We start from the raw sequence: 20,401 nt of genomic DNA, 5'->3' as shown, positions 1-20,401 counted from the left end.
TGGGCTCGGGCCCGAAACTGCGAGCGGACCCCAGGGGTCCGCTCGCCATCAAATACAACTGCTGCCTGGGTGCGGTCAACGGCCGCCCACCGGGTAGTTGGGTGCTTCCTTGGTAATGGTCACGTCGTGCACATGGGACTCTCCCATGCCCGCCGCCGTCACCCGGACAAACTCGGGTCGGCACCGCATGGTATCGATATCCAGGCTGCCGGTATAACCCATGGCCGAGCGCAGGCCGCCCATCATCTGGTGCACTATCGCTGCAATGGGCCCCTTGTAGGGCACGCGCCCCTCGATACCTTCCGGTACAAGTTTTTCCGCGCCCTTGCTGGCGTCCTGGAAATAGCGGTCCGAGGAGCCCTGCAGGCGGGACATGGCTCCCAGGGAACCCATGCCGCGATAGGATTTGTAAGTGCGGCCCTGGTACAACTCCACCTCTCCCGGCGCCTCTTCGGTGCCGGCAAACATAGAGCCCATCATGACCGAGTGGGCCCCCGCCACTATGGCTTTGGAGATATCGCCGGAAAAGCGGATGCCACCGTCCGCGATCAGCGGCACACCAGTGCCCGCCAGTGCCTGGGCCACATTGGCTATGGCGCTGATCTGCGGTACTCCGATACCGGTTACGATGCGGGTGGTACAGATGGAGCCAGGGCCTATGCCCACTTTCACCGCGTCCGCACCCGCGTCCAGCAGGGCCCGCGCCGCCTCACCGGTGGCAATATTGCCGCCGATCACATCCACCTGCGGATGCATCTGCTTTATCCGGCGCACCCGCTCGATCACATTGTAGGAGTGGCCGTGAGCCGTATCCACGACCAGGACGTCAACACCGGCCTCCACCAGTGCCGCCACCCGGTCATCGGTGTCTGAGCTGGTTCCCACCGAGGCCCCGACCCGCAGGCGGCCATCCTCATCCTTGCAGGAGTTGGGGTACTGCTCCGCCTTGTTGAAATCCTTGACCGTGATCAGCCCGCGCAGTTGAAAACTGTCGTTGACCACCAGCACCTTTTCAATGCGATGCCGGTGCAGCAGTTCCTGTACCTGCTCCGGAGCCGCGCCCTCCCCAACGGTCACCAGGCGTTCGCTCGGTGTCATGATACTCGCCACCGACGCATCCAGGTCGGTCTGAAAACGCACATCGCGGCTGGTGACGATACCCACAAGGTTGCCCTTGTCCATGACCGGCACACCGGAAATATTGTGGTGACTGGTCAGGGCGGACAACTCGCGCACACTGGCGCTGGATTCAATGGTAATCGGGTCCTTGACCACGCCCGCCTCGAATTTTTTCACCGCGCGCACCGCCAGCGCCTGATCCTCGATGGACATGGACTTGTGGATAATACCGATGCCGCCCTCCTGCGCCAGGGCAATGGCCAGGCGGGACTCCGTCACTGTGTCCATGGCGGCGGACACCAGCGGGATATTCAGGGAAATATTGCGCGACAGTTTGGTTTGCAGGCTGACATCCTTGGCGGTTACCTTGGAGTAGCCGGGCACCAGCAGGACGTCGTCAAATGTGAGGGCTTCGTGCGCGATACGCAGACCGGATTCAGACATGGACACTCAAACCTCGAAGTGGCGGGATTGGGTATCGGCGCGATTATAGCCGCAACCACACTGTCAGCAAAAGCCTATTTGCTGTCGCGGCGGTGTTTTTGGCAAACGGCTTTACCTGCCGGGGGGATGCTGCAATATTGACCCACCAGATTTTCCCGAGTGAGCAAGATATGCCAGTCAGCCCGCCGACAGCGTCCACAAACCGCAGTGTCCTATCGGTCAGCGACCTGAACCGAGAGGTCAAAACCCTGCTGGAGAACAATATTCCCCTGCTGTGGGTCGGCGGCGAGATCTCCAACTTCTCCACCCCCAGTTCGGGTCACTGGTACTTTACCCTCAAGGACGCCCGGGCCCAGGTGCGCTGCGCCATGTTTCGCGGCCGCAACCGCAGCCTGCGCTTTCGGCCCAGGAACGGCCTCGACGTACTGATACGCGCCCGGGTCAGCCTGTACGAGGGACGCGGCGAATACCAGTTGATTGTCGAACACATGGAGGAGGCGGGTATCGGTGCGCTGATGCGCCAACTGGAGCAGCTCAAAGCCAGGCTCCTGGCGGAGGGACTCTTCGACCCGGCACGCAAACAGAAGCTGCCCATGCTGCCGCGCAACATCGGCATAGTCACCTCGCCCACCGGCGCCGCGGTAAGGGACATGATACAGATACTGGGGCGCCGCTACCCGGCCGCCGCAATCGAGTTGTGGCCGGTGCAGGTGCAGGGACAGGGAGCGGCGGAGCAGATTGCCGCGGCCATCGACACGGCGGGTCGACTCCGCCGCCACGACCTCCTGATCGTCGGGCGCGGAGGCGGTTCCCTGGAGGACTTGTGGCCTTTCAATGAAGAAGTGGTGGCCCGGGCACTGGCCGCCTGCCCGATACCCACCATCTCCGCCGTGGGCCACGAAACCGATACCACCATCGCGGATCTGGTGGCGGATGTACGCGCCCCCACCCCCTCCGCCGCGGCGGAAATCGCCAGCGCCGGGGCCATAGAACTGGCGCAGACGCTCGCCGCCCTCAAACACCGGCTGCAGCGGGCCGCACTGCTTCTGATACGCCACCTGCAGCAGGAAGTCCGGTTGGCGCGAAGCCATATCCGCCACCCGCGGGAACAACTGCAAAACCGCGCCCAGCGCCTCGACCACCTGGAACTGCGCCTGCGGAGTGCCGGCCAATACACCATTCAGCGGGACCGGCAACGGCTGAATTCCGCCCTGCGGGCTTTCGCCCACTGCCACCCGGAGCGATCACTGCGCGCCGGGCAAACCCAGCTGGATGAAGCGGGAAAGGCACTGCAAAGGGCGGTGGACGGTTTGCTCCAACAGCGTGGCGAACGGCTGGGCCACATGGCGCAGCTGCTGCACAACCTGAGCCCCCTTGCGGTGTTACAAAGGGGCTATGGGATTGTGCGCGACAACAGCGGCCGGATCGTTAAATGCTCGAAATCACTGGAGGCGGGCCAGCGCGTACATACCCGCCTGTGGGAGGGCGGGTTTACCGCCCTGGTGGAGCAGACCTCCGAGTGAAATAGCCCCGCCCGACCAGGCGGCCACGTCCGGCCGGGACCCGGCGCCGCCAATGGCGGTGCTTCGGGCCTGAGTCAACCGTCAAAATCCCTCACCCTCGATTGGGCTGTACGCCTATTGGCGCGGAAATGCGGCGCGTCCGGCCCCACCCTAAACTAGGCCCCATGAGACTCCCGGATTTCACCATGGCAGCGCCTAGATCGGTACCAGCAGGTCGTGCAAACCTCTGGCATTGCGCGACACTGCTGCTGGCAATCCTGACCCTAGGCACCTGGGTTTCAGCCTGCCACAGCCGGGAGGCTCTGGCGGCCGGCCCCGGTAGTTTTCGCACCGCCGCGCCGCCACAAGCCTCGGCCAAACCGGCCGGCCAGGCGAAGAAATATCGCCGCGGCCTCAACCCGGCGAGGCAGGAAGCGGCCGCGGACACAGAACCAAAGCCGGAAAATTATATCGAGCTGGGCGACCTCGAAGCGATCAAGAAGCGCGGCGTCATTCGTTTTGTCGGGCTGGCCGGGGACGCGCAAAATATTCTGCCCCGGGCGGCCATCGTCAACCAGACCCACCGCCAGCTGGCAGACCAGTTTGCAGCGCGCCTGAAACTCGAATCCCGCTGGCTGCTGGCGGAAACCATCGATCAGGCGCTGCGCATGGTGCGGGAGGGAGAAGCGGACATTGTCGCGGACAGTGTCACCGACACCCCGGAGCGGCGCGAGCAGAATATTTTTACGGTGCCCATCTCCCAGGGCGTGGACGTATTGGTGGCCTCGGCAAGGGGACCGGATATTTCCTCGGTAAGCGAACTGCGGGATATGGAGTTCATAGTCCTCGCCGGCACCACCTACGCCGAGCAGGCCCATGCCGTGGTCAAAGCACACCCCGACGCCAACCTCACTGTGCGCGAGGTCTACCTGGCCGATGACCGAGACAGCCTGCTGGACCAGGTCAGCAACTCCGACAATGCGGTCACAGTCATGCACAAAGACCTGGCGGAAGAGACGCTGGAATACCGCTCGGATTTGAAAATCGGAGCCACTCTGGGTGAAGTGCAGGATCTGGCTTGGGCCATGCGCAAAGATGCACAGAGACTCCAGCTCCGTGCCAACAACTATCTCACCCGGGTATTGGTGACCACAGTCCCCGACCGGATCTCCAGCTGGTACACGATCAAAAGGGATGGCGTGATCCGCTTCGCCACCTATAACGGGCCCAGCAGCTATTTCCTGTGGAGAGGTGTGCTGATGGGATTTGACTACGAGCTGGCGAAGGCCTTTGCCAACCGCCACAAATTACAACTGGAAATTATCGTCGTGCCCACCAGTGAGGACCTGGTGGACTGGGTCAACACAGGCCGGGCGGATTTCGCCGGTGCTTCCACCACCATCACCGCGGAGCGGCTCGCGCGCGGAGTCGAGTTCAGCGTGCCCTATTTGCGCACCGGCCAGCAGATTATCAGCCACAGGAGCAAGCCACCGATCCAAACCCTGGCCGACCTGAACGGACGTACACTGGTACTTAGGGCCTACTCAGCGCCCATCGGCGTCGCCCGCACCATCCAGCGCCACGGTGTGGACGTAACGGTGAAAATAGCACCGGACACTATGTCTTACGGCGAGATCGTCAACGATGTCGCCCAGGGGGCACTGGACGCAACCATTGAGGACAGCGACAAAGCACAGATGTACGCGGCGCTGAACCCTGATATTCTGCTGGGCATGACGGTGACGGACGCACTGCCCCAGGGGTGGATGATAGCCCAGGGCAACGAAAGCCTAAGAAAGAAGATCGACCGTTTCCTGCGCCGCTTCACCAAGAGCCCGAAATTCGACAGGCTCTACAAGACGTATTTCAAACCCAATAAACACCTGGTCCAGAAGATCGCCGCGAAGGTGGAACCGGGCAAGGACCTTTCACCTTTCGACACTTTGGTCAAAGGTTCCTCCTCGGAATACAACTTTGACTGGCGTCTGATTACCGCACAAATGTGGCAGGAAAGTAATTTCAACCCCAAGGCGAAGTCCCCCGTGGGAGCCCAGGGGTTACTGCAGGTCATGCCGCAAACGGGCCGGGACATGGGTTTTCCCCCGCCCCTGTACGAACCGGATCGCAATATCCAGGCGGGGGTGAAATATATGGACTGGATCCGCGATCGCTTCGACCAGCCACTCCCCCTGGATGAAAAACTCTGGTTTTCGCTGGCCTCCTACAACGCCGGGGTGGGCCATGTGCGGGATGCCCAGCGGCTGGCAAAGGAGCTGGGCCTGGACTCGGAAAAGTGGTTCGACAATGTCGAGTTTGCGATGCTGAAGCTGCAGGAACCGCGCTACTTCGAGAAGGCCCGCTACGGCTATGTGCGCGGGAGTGAACCGGTAGCTTATGTACGCAAGATCAACAACCTCTACAAAGCCTACACCGCAGTCGCCAGCGGCGAAACTACCCTGCTGCGCCTGTGTCCCCCCTCTGCACCGGAGACAATACAATTTTGCCGATATGAGCGCTCGACTCCATCAGGCGATGCGCTGCTGCCACTTCCTGCAAGGGAAATGTTGCGGCTATACGCGGGCGAATTCTGCCCGCTTCGAGCAACGGCCATACCTGCTGCTCCAACGACCTGGCAATGTGCGCCTTTGCCTCGGGAGACCGCGGTCTCAAGGTGGAGCCGGTGAGCGTCAAACGCTTTAGCATCACCGGCAGCATATTGACCTGTACCTCGGCCCCCTGCAGAAAGGCGATGTTGACGATGCGGCCATCAACGGCGGCGAGTTGGATATTGCGGTCAATATAATCCCCGCCCACCATGTCGACAATCACATCGGCTCCATGGCCGTCGGTCAGTTCCTTCACCACCGCAACGAAATCTTCACTCTTGTAATTAATCGCCCGCTCCGCCCCCAGCTCTGTACAGGCGCGGCACTTTTCGTCTGATCCCGCAGTGGCGAACACCCGCGCGCCCCTGCTGCTGGCCAGCTGGATCGCGGCCGTGCCGATGCCGGAAGAACCGCCGTGCACCAGCAGAACTTCGCCCTCACGCAGTTGCGCCCGGTCGAAAACATTGCTCCACACCGTAAACAGCGTCTCCGGCAGCGCCGCCGCCTCGATATCGGAAAAACCGGCCGGGATTGGCAGGCACTGGGCCCCTGGGGCCAGCGCGTATTCTGCATAACCACCGCCATTGGTGAGGGCGCAGACTCTATCGCCGACCTTCCGGCGTTTGCAGTTAGCGCCGACTTCCACCACAGTGCCCGCCACTTCCAGACCCATCACCGGCGAGGCGCCCGGGGGAAGCGGATAAGAACCGATTCGTTGCAGAACATCCGGCCGGTTGACGCCGGCTGCGGAAACCTCAATCAACACTTCATCGGCAGACGGGCTTGGGCGATCGCCTTCGGCGAGCCGCATCACGTCCGCGTCACCGTACTTCGGCAGGTCGATATAACGCATAAGTCTTTACCCCGAATTTCCTTAAGGCAAAACAAAACCTTGCTCAGCCAGGTTAGGCTGAATGGACGGATTGATCGGTTTGGCAGTATAGCTCAACCGAGAGGTTATAGGTCAACTCAGCAGCCATTATTTTCCCTTTGTTCAAAGCGGTGACGCTGGCATCCAGACCACCCAGTTCCCAACCAGCCCAAGGCCCAGTGGATTAATAAATACCGAAGACAACCTGGTCTCCAGCACCTCAACTGGCCTGCCCTGTCCATATACTTGAAAAAACGCATACCCACTTAAACCACCCACCTGGCCGAAGCCCTATACTGGCTGGTCCGCAGGGTCATCAAAACAAGTGGTAGCTTTCGCTAGGAAGCTAGCTCACTTCATTGGTTTTACACCAATAAACTCAAAGCCTTTGAGCACAAGATAGCACCCAACCCATAAATACGACCAGCCTTCGCTGCAGCTATGGGCCACTTCCGGAAACCTCCTATAAACCACAACAACCTAAAAAATTAGTTAAACAACAATAATTTTTAGATGGCCACTATCTACAATCTTTTATTCATTGAAAAATAAGATGGCGGGGAAGCGTTTTATTAGTTGGCCACTTAAATTTATTCCACACAAAGGCATTCATGAGACGCATGTTTCACTAAGAGCTATAGACCGAACAAAAATGCCAACAAGGCAACAGGAGCAAGAAACCTAAGAGGAATCAAGTGTCATTCTGTCTATTTGAAAATAAAATATGCGCGTAACAACAAAGCTCACACCAACACCGAAAGCAAAGAAATGAAATCAGTGACATAATCACTGATTTAAAATTGACAATCTGCGCAAATACAGTTTTATTTGTTCTGGGTTATCCAGGGGCTAATGCTATAGGCTGCTGCTTTTCCTGCCCCAAAGTCAATTTTTATTGCTTAACTAAACTGACGAGAAAAATTTTGGCCACTAGCACTAACAATCAAAACTGGCTGGGCGCATCAAGTATCAAATTAAAGAACTCGAAGGGGTATCAATAAGCAACTTACATAATCTTTGATTAATTCTAAAATATACCTCACAAAAAATAAAGTAGGATCCCAATATGTCTAAGCTCAAGCTATCTTTATATACATTTATTTTATTGCTCTTTTCATACAATATAATAGTTATTGCAGAGGAGCTATACGACACAGAGGACAGGCTGACAACACCTTACATGGAGTGTAATGTATACCTTACCAACCCCCGAATTTTTACTGAAGATATTTGTCTTGGTATCGAAATTAACGATCCGGGGCGAACAATTGCTTCAGTGACTTTTCAAACACAGGGGATTCCATCGGGTTCCACCATAACATGGTCTAATGAGCAGTGCACACAAAACAGCCGCAGTTGTTCTCTGCTCATTCATGCGAATACCTCTCTGACTGTGGGTGCATTGGTAGAAAACAGCAGTGGTACATCTACACTTATTTCTGCAGAGGCCACCTATATACTCAGGTATTTGTGAACTTTCAGCACCCCTTAGACGGCTAAGTAGTATATGCAAGCTATCCTGGATTCAACTGGTAAATGCAACTCAAGCGATCGAAATGGAGAGCAACCATAGTAAATTTACTCCCTGATGAAAGCTGGATATAACAAGGCGGAGATCGCTGCCGTCTTCGGGGTTCACAGCTCCAAGCTCAACCGAAAGTCGCGGCGCCACTGCGGCCTGAAAGACTATGGGCTCAAGCAGACCGTGCAGTTAGCGATCATCCGTCGGCAAGCCAAGGGGTGGCCCTACATTATCTCCGATTGACTGGCTCCAGGTTGAGCAGCTGCTACGGGGGGGCTGGAGCCCCGAGCAAATTGGCCTCTGGCCGGCTCAGGAGAAACAGATTTATATCAACCAGCAATAAATCTATCTGTTGTCGAGTCGCCAAATGCCAACTTTTGCTTTGCTCATCCCTATGTTTTCTGGGAAAGCGGACAAAACGAAGAGACCAATGGTCTTGTCTGGCAATATTTTCCCAAGGGCTGTTACTTCACCACTATCACCGGCCAAAATATGCAGCACGCCAGGACTAGATTCAGCAACCTACCGGGGAAATGTCCTGATATGAAAACACCAATTCAGGTATTTTTCGACATTGATCCGCCTTATGCCGATTGATGACATACTGACGCCGGGAGTACCGAAAAAGACACCAGCCAGCTAGTTCGGCAGAAAATCCAATCTGGCACAGTTTGCACCCGGTCAGTGATTTGTCAGCCTGAGGTAGAGCGCGGTGCGCGTCAGTTCACCGCCATTCCGCTGCTGCATCGTTTGAGCCCGAGTGCGGGCAATAAGGGTAAGCGCGCAAAGCACAGGTGTTTATCCGTGCAATATACAAGCGGTTTTGGGGTGAAATTATGCGCGTTTTGATAGACAGATGGTACATGGGAGCAGCCTGATGGGGGCTCTGCGGGATGACGGTTTTCTCTTAATCGGACAAGTGCGCAGAAATATCCGACAGTGTGGTACGCTGCCACCCCCACAAGCCGAAACAACGGGGGCGAACCGGAAAATGTGAAAGGTCCGCCCTGCTCTCGTGGGTATAGGTGGCGGGCGGCAAATGACAACCTGTCACGAGCCCTGCACCCTCGATCAAAACAAAAGGTACACATGCGAAACTCCAGAAACCTCCACCGCTCCCAACACTCGCGTATTTTCTCCTGGATACTGATGGGCACTGTCTCGCTGGCAACCCTCTGCACACTATCTGCATGCAGCTCCGGGCCCGATTTCAAAGAGCTGGATGCGTTGATGGAAAACTCCATAGCAGAAGGTTTCCCCGGGGCCGTAATCGGCGTTTGGTACAAGGGCGAGATCATCAAACTGCAGGCCTACGGATACGCCAAACGACACGACGCCAGCGAGCCAGCACGTACCATACAAACACCACGGGCAGTGTCGCCTATTCTTGAAGCGGCGACGCTGGCGGCGAGGCCGGACACCATTTACGATCTCGCCTCCAACACCAAAATGTATGCCACCAACTACGCGCTGCAATACCTTGTCAGCCAGGGATCGCTGGATCTGGATTTGCCAGTGCAACACTACCTGCCGCAATATAAGGACCGACCTCAGGATCCGGTCAAAGGCAAAGCCAGCGTGACCGTGCGCGACCTCTTGCACCACACGGCTGGCCATCCCCCGAGTATCGAGTTTTACCAGTCAGATGACCCAGACCTGTTCGCCAACGACCGCGCCACAGGCCTGCTCGCCATGCAGAGAGCCCCATTGGAAGTGCCGCCACGCACGCGTGTGAAATACTCGGATATCGACTACATGCTGCTGGGGCACCTGGTTGAGACGATTGGCGAAAGTACCCTGGACCATTTTCTCGAAGACACCTTCTACAAGCCTCTCGGGCTAAAGCGTACCGGGTTTAATTTGCTGGAATCGCCCGCCAATGGCGCCAACTTCGAGCCCAGGGATTTTGCGGCAACAGAGATCTATGGCAATTCCCGCGAGAAGCAGCGGGAATTCCCCGGTATGCGTACCCAAACCATCCAGGGCCAGGTGCACGATGAGAAAGCCTTCTATAGCCTGGGCGGTGTCGCTGGGCACGCAGGGCTATTCTCCACGGCGGAAGAAATGCTCACCCTGATGTCACTGATGTTGAGCGGCGGTGAATACAAGGGCGAAGTATTTTTTAACCAGCAGATAATAGACGAGTTCCTGACGCCCAACCCGCAATTCCCTGAGGAAGGCTTTGGCTTGGGATGGAATATCAATGTCAATGGAAAATTTGCCTATCTGTTTGGCAGGCACGCCAGTGACCAGGCATTTGGCCACTCCGGCTGGGTAGGCACGCTCAGTGTCATAGATCCGAAACACGACCTGATGGTCGTACTACTGGGCAACAAAAAGAACACACACATCCAGATGGATTGTGGTAAAGCATTGTGTGAACGTTTTGACGGCGACAAGATGGCAATCGGGGATTACGATCCGGTCATCGAAAAAGTGTATGAAGCACTCGGGCTCGCCGAGCCCGAGTGACGCGAAGTGAAGTGATTACTCCCACTCGATATCGGGAGGCCCCGGCACACCCGTAAGAGCCTGTTCACACTAAATGGGCTGGCCCTAAGACACAACAAAATTGAGCCCAACCAAAATAGTCTGATTGACCACATTGGTCGGGTCGGCAGCATAGCCCCGGCCCGCTGCCCCGAACAGGGAAGTTCAGGGCGTTAATCGAGCGTGTTACCGCTTGATTTGCGGTGGTGGGCTTGCAGACATGTGCTGCAAACCCGGGTTGAGGAAAGCCAGGAAGACTTTTTCAACACGCTGCTAGAGGCTATAGGTCAACTCGACACCCATCACCCGACCCTTGTTGAGCGGCGTAAAGGTCGCGCCCATACCACCAAGGGAGGCAGGCAACTGGGTGTTGTTACCCTCGGTCACTTCATCCAGCATGTTCTTTCCAAACAATGACAGGCGGTAGCTGCCTTCTGCCGGGCTGAACCCTAAGCTGAAGTCCAGCATATCCGCCGCGGACAAGAGGCCGAGATTATTGTCTGTATAGGCCGACTCATCGCGATGGTTGAAATTCACCCGCGATGTCAGGGTCCCGGCACTGCCCCACTGCCAGTCATGAACCAGGCCCACACCGTAGGTCAAGGGCGCCAGTCGCGGAATATCCAGGGCCAGGTCCGTCCGATCCACCAGGCCGTCACCGCTGATATCACCGCTCACACTGTCGTAGCCACCGTCCACATAGCCAACATTACCGGTAAACAGCAAATTGTCGGAGATGGCCGCCATAACCTCGAACTCCATTCCGCGGATGGTGGCGTCGGCAGTGTTGCGGATAATCTGCACCACGCCAACAACGGGATTGCTGAGATTTACCTCCCGCTGCATATTGTCGATAGTGTTGTGGAACAGCGCCAAATTGGTGCGCACCCGGCCGTCGAGCCACTCCGCCTTGGCACCTACCTCGAAACTGGCCTGCTCCTCCTGGTCCGTCGGTCCGGGCAATTCCCCTGGCCCGGTGTTGCGCATGTTATAGCCACCGCTGCGAAATCCCTTGGTCCAAAAGCCATACACCTGGGCGCCGCCGGGCAGGTTCCACTGCAACCCCACCTTGGGGGTAAAGGCATTCCAGGTCTCGCTGTCCTCGAAATCAAAGGCCGTGCAGCCATCCAGGTTGCACAGATTGACGGGGATAGTAGCGATCTGCGCGTCCTTGCTTTCGGTTGAATAGCGCCCTCCCAGGGTGAACACCCAGGAGTCGGTGAGATCGATATCCGCCTGGGCAAAGGCGCCCAACGCATTGTGGTCCTGTACACCGCCACCGGTCCAGTCCAGTCCGCCGGGTGCCGACAAGGGCAGCAGCCGGTTCTCGTAATACTCCAGATCCTGGCTGAACCAGTAGAGGCCAGCCGTCAGCGCGGTAGCGCCGAAACGACCGGAATAGCGCAGTTCGTTACTCAGCTGGCTTTGGGAAACCCTGGTGTTGGCGTGGAAACCAAAAATAGGCAGGCTATCGATATCGCCGAGACCCACCGCGTCGAACTCACGCCAGGCTAGGATATTGGTGATGGTGCCATCGCCTAAAGCGACATCCTGATTGTATTCGGCAATCACCTGGCTCCACTCGTCTTCCTGAAAACCCTCTTCATCGATTGCGACTTCAAAGGAGTCGTCGCTGTTGTCCCAGCCCGTGATTCCAAAGAGGCCGGCAATTTGCTGGGCGCCCGGGGCCACCAGGGTCCCATCGGGTGCGAAGATCGGCTGGCCGCGGTTTTGACCAACGACACCATCGGAATCCATACGACCGTGCTCGGCCCGAATCAGCAGCTCGGCAGCCTCACTGAAGGCAATGCTCACGCTCGGACGGATAAACCAGCTCTGGGATGCGCCGAGGCTGTCGTTGCCGGTAGCCACATTCTCAAACCAGCCCTGGTCGTCGTTGTAGTAAGCCGTCAAACGACCATTCACACGATCGGAAATCGCACCGTTGACGCTCATAGCGGCAACAGTATCGAGGTTGTCGGTGGTGGAGAGCTTGAACCTGGACGCGAACTCTTCCGTTGGGCGCGCGGTTTTGATCACCACGGCACCACCGGTTACGTTGCGGCCAAATAGTAGGCCTTGCGGGCCCCTCAGTACTTCGATGCCCTCGAGATCGAACATATCGGTGACCACGCCGGCATTGATCCCCATATACATACCGTCGACAAACACACCCACGGTGGGGTCGATAGAGGGAATGGAGCTGTTAACCCCCAAACCCCGCACGGTGAAATTGGCGGTATTCTTCACAGTGCCGATGTCGTCCAGCTGCACGTTGGGCATTTTGAAGGAGAGGCTTTGCAGGTCGCGGGTCTGCAGTGCCTCCAGCTGATCGCCGGAATAGGCAGTGGCCGCCACCGGCACCTCCTGCAGATTTTCCGCCCCCGCGCGCTTGCGCGCGGTGACCTCGACCTCTTCCATAATGATATCGACCGCACCTTCGGCGGCCTGGGAAACGCCCGCAGCAGTCGCCAGCCAGAAAATGGCGGAACAGACAGATAGGGTGACACAGGTATTGTTGAGAGGACGTCTCATACTCTCCCTCCATCGCTTTAGTTGTTATTCTTGACAGCAACGGACCCACGCGATCGGTACTGCCCTGCCCCTTTGCTGACGCTGCGGGACCCCGACCATTGACCGCGCTGAAGTTCTCCACCCGCCATAAAATTTCAGTTTCATTAACGGGATACACTGGAGCTTACTGTCTTCCATGCTGCATAGAAAGGGTATTTACCTTCCCAGCCACACTTTTCATCCTGTATAACAGTTGCGCAACGCCTCCGTGGCGGGTTTTTGGAAGTGAGCTTGGGCGTAAAAACCACCCACAGGGTGCGATCATTTGCGCCAAGTGCACAAGCTCTGCAATGGATATCCGGAACCACAACCAGTCCGACAATCCCATAGGCGCTTCCTAATCCATTGGACTGTCCTCCCTGGAAACGCGCTTAGTTACGCATAACAACCAGCTTTTAAGGAGATGGCGTCGGGCCGGGAAAAGCCTGAAGAGGTTTTTCCAACAAGCGGACAGGTGCAGCCGGTTGCACTCCTGCCTCAGTAGAGAATCCTCCCCAAACCCCAAAAGGTTGACTGGCGTGCCGGCTTCCTGCAAATCCAGTCAACCAGCGACCAACCTGTCTGGTGGAAGTAATGCAACTATCTGGTTTTGGCACATAACGACGATATCCAATAGCCCCAGCAGGCTGTTGAAAAAGCGCTCAATGGCTTTCCTCAACCCGGGTTTACAAAGTCCACTGTTAAGTTTTTATTAACTGACTACCGATAACCAAGTGACCTGCAGCAGGCAGGGGAAAAGTCATGTGACCGGGAAGCTAAAGGAGAAAAGGTTGGATAGAAAAAATGATTTTGAATTGCAGGGCAAACCACTTTGAAAACACCGCCCTGAAGAAGGATTCCGAGTCATCTATTAAAAACTCAAGAAGCCGCCAACCAAAGCAGCCTCTTGAGTGGATAAACTACAACCTTACCAATTGCGACCGTTACTGGAAATCAAAATCAGCAGTCTTGTCTGGATTTGGATTGCTATTTTGGTCGACTGGATCGAGGGGCAATTGATAGGCTTCACCATTCCATGTTTGGCCAACTGGAGCCCGTTGTTCATAAAGCCCTGAAGGCTCCTGATCAACCCAGCTTTCGGAAGCGGACAGCAATGCCTGGGCCTCCTCTATAGAAAGCCATTTTTGTTCCGGCTGAAGCAGTTTGAGGTAACGCTTCTGCTGGCTGTCCAGGAACTCCTCCCAAACGAACTTCTGGTTCTGAATAAACTGATAGACACGGTATCTGGGCTGGTCTTCGGCATTCAGTGGTACAGGGACCAGATTAAGTTCAGTTTTAGAGAATGGTTCGAATTTGCCGGCCTGAAAGAAATTGACCAGGTCGCCAATACCGATAGGTAACAGACTCGCGCTGGCCACACATCCTTCCGCTAGCTCCTCCGCGGGGGTTGGCTCCCAATCCAACCACTTATTGATCAAACCCTCATTCTGCCAAACCAGCCTGGTACCAATACCATTACATTGCGTACTGTGCGCTGTATTAACCGCAGCGATACGTCGAGTAGCTGCCCCTGCATTATATATCCACACGGGTGAACCACTGGCGCCACCAGTAGAGCGCTGGTCATAAGTGATGGTCCTGTTGGCCTGGGCAGTTACACTGCCAGCACCACGCCATTGATCACCAATATTGCCAGTAGAGGGTAAGTCCTTTATTGGGTATCCGGATGTATTGATATAAGATGGGCTCAAATCAAATACCATAGGCATATAGGTATTGATATCCTCAAATGGGCATACAAGTCGAATGGCTCCATAGTCAACGCCCCTTTTCGGAGAGTAACTGCTGTCAGCCCATTTATTGTTAGTTCTTTTATACTTTGTATCCGAAATAGTTCTTTCACCGTATGGGTGAACAATAGCCCCGGTAGCACTGTCATGATAGGCACCAGGCTGTATGTAGTTGCAGGTTTGATTTACTTTACCTTTAGAGCGGTTGTAAACCACATGGCCCGCGGTAAGCAGCATGTGAGGACCAACCAGCGATCCAGTCCCCCAGGCTTTGTAATTTCCGCTACAAGTAGCGTCATAGCGAATAGTGGCAATGGTATTAAACGGAAACCGCGCAGGGTTATTAATCGCCACACGATCGTCACAAGCCGGTACGGCCTGGGCCTGACTGATAAAACCGCAGAACAAGGAAGCAACAATTAATTTCTTTTTCATTTTTCTCTTCATAATCTAATGAAAGGTTTCGACCTGAGATAGGGTAGGCGCAAATTTCATCTGATGCAAGAGAAGGCGGCTTGGAGTTTTACAAATTGAAAATACTCAGCTGCAGGTTTGTCCCTGCAGGAACTATACGCGTTTTCTGTATTTGGACAGGGAAAGGAAGTGATGCAAGCTTTTTGATACATATAAACGACCAAAAGCCCATAGAAAAACACATCATAGGGTCAACAGTGCATTAAGTCAGCTCTATGCAACAGCCACTATGTCATGGGAAAGGATTAAGATTTTACATTTGGTCATTCAATGACTGACCTGACTTGCGCATGAAGCGCGACAATCTGTCTGAATTCAGAGGAGAAGTAAATTAGTGGCGGACAATTCCAATAGTAATATTTTGCAACCATCCTGTGACGCAAATTTGATGGTGGCAGTCCCCAGAGGTTTTTGACAGAAAACTTGAGCGCTTCCAAAAATTTAAAAGGAATTCTACAAACCATCCTTAGCAGGCTGTTGAAAAAGTCCTTTTCAGCAGCCTGCTGTCCCGAACAGGGATGTTCGGGCCGCAAATCAAGCATGTAACTGCTTGATTTGTCGTGGGGGGTTTGCGGACATGAGCCGCAAACCCGGGTTGAGGGAAGCCAGGGAGGGCTTTCTCAACAACCTGTTAGGGCGCCAGACATACGAGTCGGTCGTTGAGCCGCAGGCGAATCTGGATGAATGGCTCACGTACTACAATAATTACCGCACTGATCAGGACATGGAGTTGACCGGCCATACCTTGATGGAAACACCCTGAAATTACAAAATGATCTGGGTGGAAAAATTGGCAAGTCTAGCCTGACCTGGCAGAATACTTTCTGAAAAACTGGTAACTGCCAGACCAATTTGATCTATTATAGCTGACGATTCCTATACAGGAGGATTCAATTAAATTTCTCTTCAAAGTCCGAAATAGCCTTCTCCAGCTTATCAAACCCACTCGTTCTACTAAATAATTTATCTTCGAGCAGGAGTTCATGCAGCTGCGTTTCGAAAACTCTTATTTGATTATCGTCGACCGCCCATCAGGCACCGTAGATTCCAGCTGGAGAAAGCAGCCGTTCTGGCTACAAGCCTGCTTGTAGATACCCGGCATTTTTTGGATCTGGCGGCAAAAGTCTCCTTGCGCTGGCCACAACACCCCGTTGATGTCCAGCCTGCTAGCTGACTTATCCGCCATCCAGTAAGCGCCTCATTTTCCCAAACAGCTCTGAACTGTGCGCTAGTACCGCTTTTCCCAAAGTTATCAACGCCAATCGGAAATCGGCTCAACAAACCACCACTGGTTTTTTCCTGTTTAGTACTATCCGTTCGGCGTGCCAACAGAAGCTACCAAGTCCATAGAGGTGATCAATAATCCCCAGACGGCTCATTCTACTGACCTTAAAAAGTTGCACACAACTTCCAGGGCAACCCGGCAGACAGTTGAAATTCAAAGAATTTCTACGCCTGGTGCCGGAATATGGATATTCCAGAAAACTTGACGACGCTTAAGGCTTTGGTTTGAGGAGAAAAGTGAAAATCATATTTTTCAATTTTCGTGTTTTGAACCAGGCAGGATGCCCTTTTCAACTACCTGCCAGGTCTCACTGCGCAGGTTGGCGTTGCCAATTTGAAATCTGCTCTAACTCAGCTCTAAGATAATTCACCACACCGCATTTTCGGGTAAATAAGAATTGCAATTGCAGTTTAATCACGTGTCAGTTTAGCCAGACAGTTTCCAATCGCTAGTGGAGTTGGCTTATCTGGTCTTCTGATGCGCTACAAGCAGGCACGCATACTCCCCCCGGCAAGCACCGATAATAGCCTCTTGGACAATCTGTAAATCGATATATCCAAATATTAAGAGGAATGAGAATGAAAAAGTCCACCCAACCCTCTCTGTGCAAGTTGTTACTACCGATACTTCTGGTTATTGCGTCATTTGAATCGTTTGCTCACGGCTCCATGATCGTACCGGAAAGCCGCGTATATAACTGCTATCTTAACAATCCAGAAAATCCCCTAGATCCAGCCTGTGCAGCTGCCAAAGAAGTTGCCGGAACACAGGCATTTTACGATTGGAATGGTATCAACCAAAGTGGAGCCAACGGCAACCATCGCGACGTCGTGCCAGACGGCCAACTCTGTGCGGGGGGACAAGCCAAGTTCGCAGGCCTTGATCTAGCCCGCTCAGACTGGGAAGCCACGCCCCTTGTCCCCAAGGCCGATGGCACCTTTGATTTTGAATTTATAGCAACCGCAGCACACGCCACTCGGGACTGGATATTCTTTGTCACCCGGGAGGACTATGTGCCCACTGCACCATTAAATTGGGACGACCTGGTCGAGTTTTGCCGACTGGGGAGTGTACCTTTGAGTGCCAATAGCCGCTATATCCTGAATTGCCCTTTACCCCAGCTTAGTGGCAAGCATGTGGTCTACACCACTTGGCAACGATCCGACAGTGCGGAAGCCTTCTATACCTGCACAGATGTCGTCCTCAGTAATAGTGCCACCAGCAATGGATGGACGGATGAAGGTCCACTGGTGGCACAGACCGGACTCATACAAAACAATTCCATCACTCTGCGACTATTCAATCAGGCTGGAAACGATGTGGAGAGCGTGCAACATACCGTATTGAACACAGCCCTCACCCCTGTCGACTGGGCCTACGCCTTTGCACAAACCGTTAATAGCCAATCGCAATACGCCCGTATCGGTGTACTGGATCCGAATACTGGCCAAATCACTCCGATTCGGTCCAGCCATACCAACCGGATATACACCCGTTCCTCTTTGAGTCTGAGCTATGAAGTTGATATTCGGATTATCGGCGACAGGATCAATTTGAAACAGTAATGATATTCGAAGTTTCGACTATCCGGGGTAGCCTGGTCTCTCCGGATAGTCACGATTGTTACCATAGGTGATCGGGAGCATGCAATCGCATGTTTCCCCGTCAAGTGGACAACTCAAAACTAATTTAATCAATACCATGTTTATTTTTAAGGGCCTCTTCTTTTTTTAGCAACAGAGAAGTATAAATTTTATATACGTCTGACATATGACCGGGCACAGCTGAAGTCGATAGCGCAGCGCTACTTGACTCTCCCGGATTATAAATATTCGAATTAAGCTCCATCCATTGACGAAATGTTGGAAAAGATGATGATTCACAAAGATTATTTTGAAACCTGAAATCATGATACTCCCTCCAGGTAAGGCTATCATCCTGATTACAGTCCGCATAATAGAAATCAAACCTGGTACACCGCTCAATAGGGTGGTTGTGAATTGGCAAATTGTAATACGCCATCCACTCCTTATAGGTTAAATTGCCATCCGAATCCACGTCCAGAGAATTGAAGAAATCCGAATGTCCAAGATTTCCACTTTTATTCAAAAAAAATAAAAAATAAAAATTAAAGATCCCAGTGTCAACTCTATTCCAACTATGATTTTGAGTAGGATATGCATACAATTATTCCGCTTAATAATTTCCCATTTTTATAATACAAAATCATCTCTACAGAAATCTACTCTACCTTCTGGCCCAGATAATCCGCCAATTTAGATACAACTGGCTCATAAAAAAACATTAATAACTTAATTCACGCCGAGCAATAGCAGAGTTGTTGCTATGATTCGGACATATGCTCGAATATAGCGATAAGAATGAAAGCCTTCAATCACAGAAAGCAATTCAGCAGAATTACAATTGTGGATCTAAAGATTCACCAATATTAGCGCCCTAACAGGTTGTTGAAAAAGGCATCCTGCCTTTTGCAACACACGAAAACCGAAAAATGTGATTTTCACTTTTCCCCCAAAATCGACGAATTAGCCGTCGCCGATTTAGCCGGAACATCCATATTCCGGTACCAGGCGTCGAAATTCTTGGGATTTCAACAGCCTGCTAATCATTTTTTTTCGGTGGCGGTTCTGGATTTTTTGTCACTGAGTACACAACTGAACTGATCTTCCAGCCATCTCCCGTTTTTATCATGTGCCATGCCTCATCGCCCCAGTTACTCATATAATCATCAACATGGAAGCTATATTTAAAATGTACTGAAGCAACTTCATTGTCGGTTAATATTTCAATATCCCAGAATTTCTCTTCAACTTTTTCCTCAGTTGAAACAATCCATGAGATAAACTGCACATAGGAGCCAGGGTTAATACCCAATTGACTAGGCAATACTCCACTTCTTTTATGACCCAACACGCCAAGCCAAGGTATAGATTTGTCATAGAATAAATTATCAAATTTTGATTCATTCTTCTCTATTATAGACAATCGAAATGCCTCAATGACCTCCCTGATCTCCTTGTGAGATTGAAGCTGATTTTCTTTAGCATATGCAACAGATGAAATTACAAAAGCAAGGCAGACTATCGCCAATTTAATTTTCATAAAATTTCCTTTTTCATTAATCGCGGTTTCGGATAATAAGTGCAATTGGATAAGGAGAGGGGCCAGCTGGTAGACTCCGCGCTTCTCCCGACCAAGAGACGAAGCACTGATGAGTTACCACCAGCTGACCGAAGAAGAAAGATACCAGATTTACGTATTATTGAAAGCAGAACATAACCAGAAAGAGATCGCCGCTTTGTTGGGACGCTCACCTTCAACGATTAGTAGAGAATTGAAGCGCAACTGCGGTTTACGAGGTTACAGGCCCGCACAGGCGCAGAGTTTCAGTAAGAATCGCAGAACGACGGCCCATAAAGCGATCAAAGTGACCGATGAAGTGAGAGGCTGGATAGAAAAGCTGCTTCGCCAGGAGCTGAGCCCTCAACAAGTAGCGGACTACCTATTGAGGCACAAGCAGGTGTCGTTGCACCATGAGACGATTTATCAAATTGTTTACGCCGATAAGGCTGAGGGTGGCGACCTTTACAAACACTTGCGAGTGCTCTCCAGGCCCTACCGAAAACGCTATGGCCATTATGACCGGCGTGGGCAGATCAAAAACCGAGTAGATATCGATGATCGTCCAAGCGTAGTTGATAGTCGTTGCCGAATCGGTGNGCGGTTTCGGATAATAAGTGCAATTGGATAGGGAGAGGGGCCA

At 53.3% G+C, this 20,401-nt stretch carries 12 protein-coding genes and 1 pseudogene; 8 read left to right on the top strand and 5 right to left on the bottom strand.

Annotated elements, in window-relative coordinates:
* Positions 1-75: 75 nt before the first annotated feature.
* Entirely contained in the window at positions 76-1,563 is a 1,488-nt protein-coding gene (guaB, locus tag ABVT36_RS11620) for an IMP dehydrogenase (protein ID WP_367152490.1), read from the bottom strand.
* 170 nt (positions 1,564-1,733) lie between these two features.
* On the opposite strand from guaB, the gene xseA reads away from it, so the two are divergent.
* Positions 1,734-3,086, top strand: coding sequence for an exodeoxyribonuclease VII large subunit (gene xseA / locus ABVT36_RS11615; RefSeq protein WP_368456732.1), 1,353 nt, complete (start codon positions 1,734-1,736; stop codon positions 3,084-3,086).
* 128 nt (positions 3,087-3,214) lie between these two features.
* Positions 3,215-5,326: pseudogene (locus ABVT36_RS11610) on the top strand (transporter substrate-binding domain-containing protein); the annotation flags it as partial.
* A 190-nt stretch (positions 5,327-5,516) separates the two neighbouring features.
* On the opposite strand, the gene ABVT36_RS11605 reads toward ABVT36_RS11610, so the two are convergent.
* On the bottom strand, positions 5,517-6,524 hold the full coding sequence (locus ABVT36_RS11605) for an NAD(P)H-quinone oxidoreductase (RefSeq protein ID WP_368456731.1): 1,008 nt from the start codon (positions 6,522-6,524) through the stop codon (positions 5,517-5,519).
* A gap of 1,084 nt (positions 6,525-7,608) precedes the next feature.
* Between ABVT36_RS11605 and ABVT36_RS11600 the strand changes: the two genes are divergently transcribed.
* The 3 genes from ABVT36_RS11600 to pbp4b all read left to right on the top strand — a co-directional run bounded on the left by ABVT36_RS11600 (position 7,609) and on the right by pbp4b (position 10,536).
* Positions 7,609-8,016: a hypothetical protein gene (locus tag ABVT36_RS11600; protein ID WP_368456730.1), complete on the top strand. Its 408-nt coding sequence runs from the start codon at positions 7,609-7,611 to the stop codon at positions 8,014-8,016.
* Between the two features lie 114 nt (positions 8,017-8,130).
* Entirely contained in the window at positions 8,131-8,307 is a 177-nt protein-coding gene (locus ABVT36_RS11595) for a hypothetical protein (protein ID WP_368456729.1), read from the top strand.
* 846 nt (positions 8,308-9,153) lie between these two features.
* Positions 9,154-10,536 carry a penicillin binding protein PBP4B gene (gene pbp4b / locus ABVT36_RS11590; protein WP_368456728.1) on the top strand — a complete coding sequence of 461 codons (1,383 nt, stop codon included), beginning with the start codon at positions 9,154-9,156 and terminating at the stop codon, positions 10,534-10,536.
* Positions 10,537-10,827: 291 nt separating this feature from the next.
* Here pbp4b and ABVT36_RS11585 read toward each other — a convergent pair whose 3' ends face one another.
* The gene (locus ABVT36_RS11585; protein WP_368456727.1) at positions 10,828-13,089 is read right to left on the bottom strand and encodes a TonB-dependent receptor; all 2,262 of its coding nucleotides are present in this window, start codon (positions 13,087-13,089) and stop codon (positions 10,828-10,830) included.
* Positions 13,090-14,051: 962 nt separating this feature from the next.
* Complete coding sequence (locus ABVT36_RS11580; RefSeq protein WP_368456726.1) at positions 14,052-15,293, bottom strand: serine protease; 1,242 nt, start codon at positions 15,291-15,293, stop codon at positions 14,052-14,054.
* A gap of 616 nt (positions 15,294-15,909) precedes the next feature.
* Here ABVT36_RS11580 and ABVT36_RS11575 point away from each other — a divergent pair.
* Both ABVT36_RS11575 and ABVT36_RS11570 read left to right on the top strand, forming a co-directional pair.
* Complete coding sequence (locus ABVT36_RS11575; RefSeq protein WP_368456725.1) at positions 15,910-16,095, top strand: hypothetical protein; 186 nt, start codon at positions 15,910-15,912, stop codon at positions 16,093-16,095.
* Positions 16,096-17,195: 1,100 nt separating this feature from the next.
* Positions 17,196-18,182 carry a lytic polysaccharide monooxygenase gene (locus tag ABVT36_RS11570; RefSeq protein WP_368456724.1) on the top strand — a complete coding sequence of 329 codons (987 nt, stop codon included), beginning with the start codon at positions 17,196-17,198 and terminating at the stop codon, positions 18,180-18,182.
* Between the two features lie 1,057 nt (positions 18,183-19,239).
* Here ABVT36_RS11570 and ABVT36_RS11565 read toward each other — a convergent pair.
* Positions 19,240-19,740: a hypothetical protein gene (locus ABVT36_RS11565; RefSeq protein ID WP_368456723.1), complete on the bottom strand. Its 501-nt coding sequence runs from the start codon at positions 19,738-19,740 to the stop codon at positions 19,240-19,242.
* A 109-nt stretch (positions 19,741-19,849) separates the two neighbouring features.
* Between ABVT36_RS11565 and ABVT36_RS11560 the strand changes: the two genes are divergently transcribed.
* The gene (locus tag ABVT36_RS11560) at positions 19,850-20,389 is read left to right on the top strand and encodes an IS30 family transposase (RefSeq protein ID WP_368456722.1); all 540 of its coding nucleotides are present in this window, start codon (positions 19,850-19,852) and stop codon (positions 20,387-20,389) included.
* Positions 20,390-20,401 lie beyond the last annotated feature (12 nt).

Origin of the sequence: Microbulbifer sp. TYP-18 (genome assembly GCF_040932045.1) — a bacterium.
Lineage (GTDB): Bacteria > Pseudomonadota > Gammaproteobacteria > Pseudomonadales > Cellvibrionaceae > Microbulbifer.
The sequence above is the reverse complement of the archived record's forward strand: the minus strand, read 5'-3'. Positions and strand labels throughout refer to the sequence as shown.

What these genes read in the sequence shown, in the direction of transcription:
- ABVT36_RS11605 (WP_368456731.1), bottom strand. Translation starts at nt 6,524, where the DNA reads ATGCGTTATATCGACCTGCCGAAGTACGGTGACGCGGACGTGATGCGG.
- ABVT36_RS11565 (WP_368456723.1), bottom strand. Translation starts at nt 19,740, where the DNA reads ATGAAAATTAAATTGGCGATAGTCTGCCTTGCTTTTGTAATTTCATCT.
- ABVT36_RS11585 (WP_368456727.1), bottom strand. Translation starts at nt 13,089, where the DNA reads ATGAGACGTCCTCTCAACAATACCTGTGTCACCCTATCTGTCTGTTCC.
- ABVT36_RS11595 (WP_368456729.1), top strand. Translation starts at nt 8,131, where the DNA reads ATGAAAGCTGGATATAACAAGGCGGAGATCGCTGCCGTCTTCGGGGTT.
- ABVT36_RS11575 (WP_368456725.1), top strand. Translation starts at nt 15,910, where the DNA reads ATGAGCCGCAAACCCGGGTTGAGGGAAGCCAGGGAGGGCTTTCTCAAC.
- pbp4b (WP_368456728.1), top strand. Translation starts at nt 9,154, where the DNA reads ATGCGAAACTCCAGAAACCTCCACCGCTCCCAACACTCGCGTATTTTC.
- ABVT36_RS11570 (WP_368456724.1), top strand. Translation starts at nt 17,196, where the DNA reads ATGAAAAAGTCCACCCAACCCTCTCTGTGCAAGTTGTTACTACCGATA.
- guaB (WP_367152490.1), bottom strand. Translation starts at nt 1,563, where the DNA reads ATGTCTGAATCCGGTCTGCGTATCGCGCACGAAGCCCTCACATTTGAC.
- ABVT36_RS11580 (WP_368456726.1), bottom strand. Translation starts at nt 15,293, where the DNA reads ATGAAAAAGAAATTAATTGTTGCTTCCTTGTTCTGCGGTTTTATCAGT.
- ABVT36_RS11600 (WP_368456730.1), top strand. Translation starts at nt 7,609, where the DNA reads ATGTCTAAGCTCAAGCTATCTTTATATACATTTATTTTATTGCTCTTT.
- xseA (WP_368456732.1), top strand. Translation starts at nt 1,734, where the DNA reads ATGCCAGTCAGCCCGCCGACAGCGTCCACAAACCGCAGTGTCCTATCG.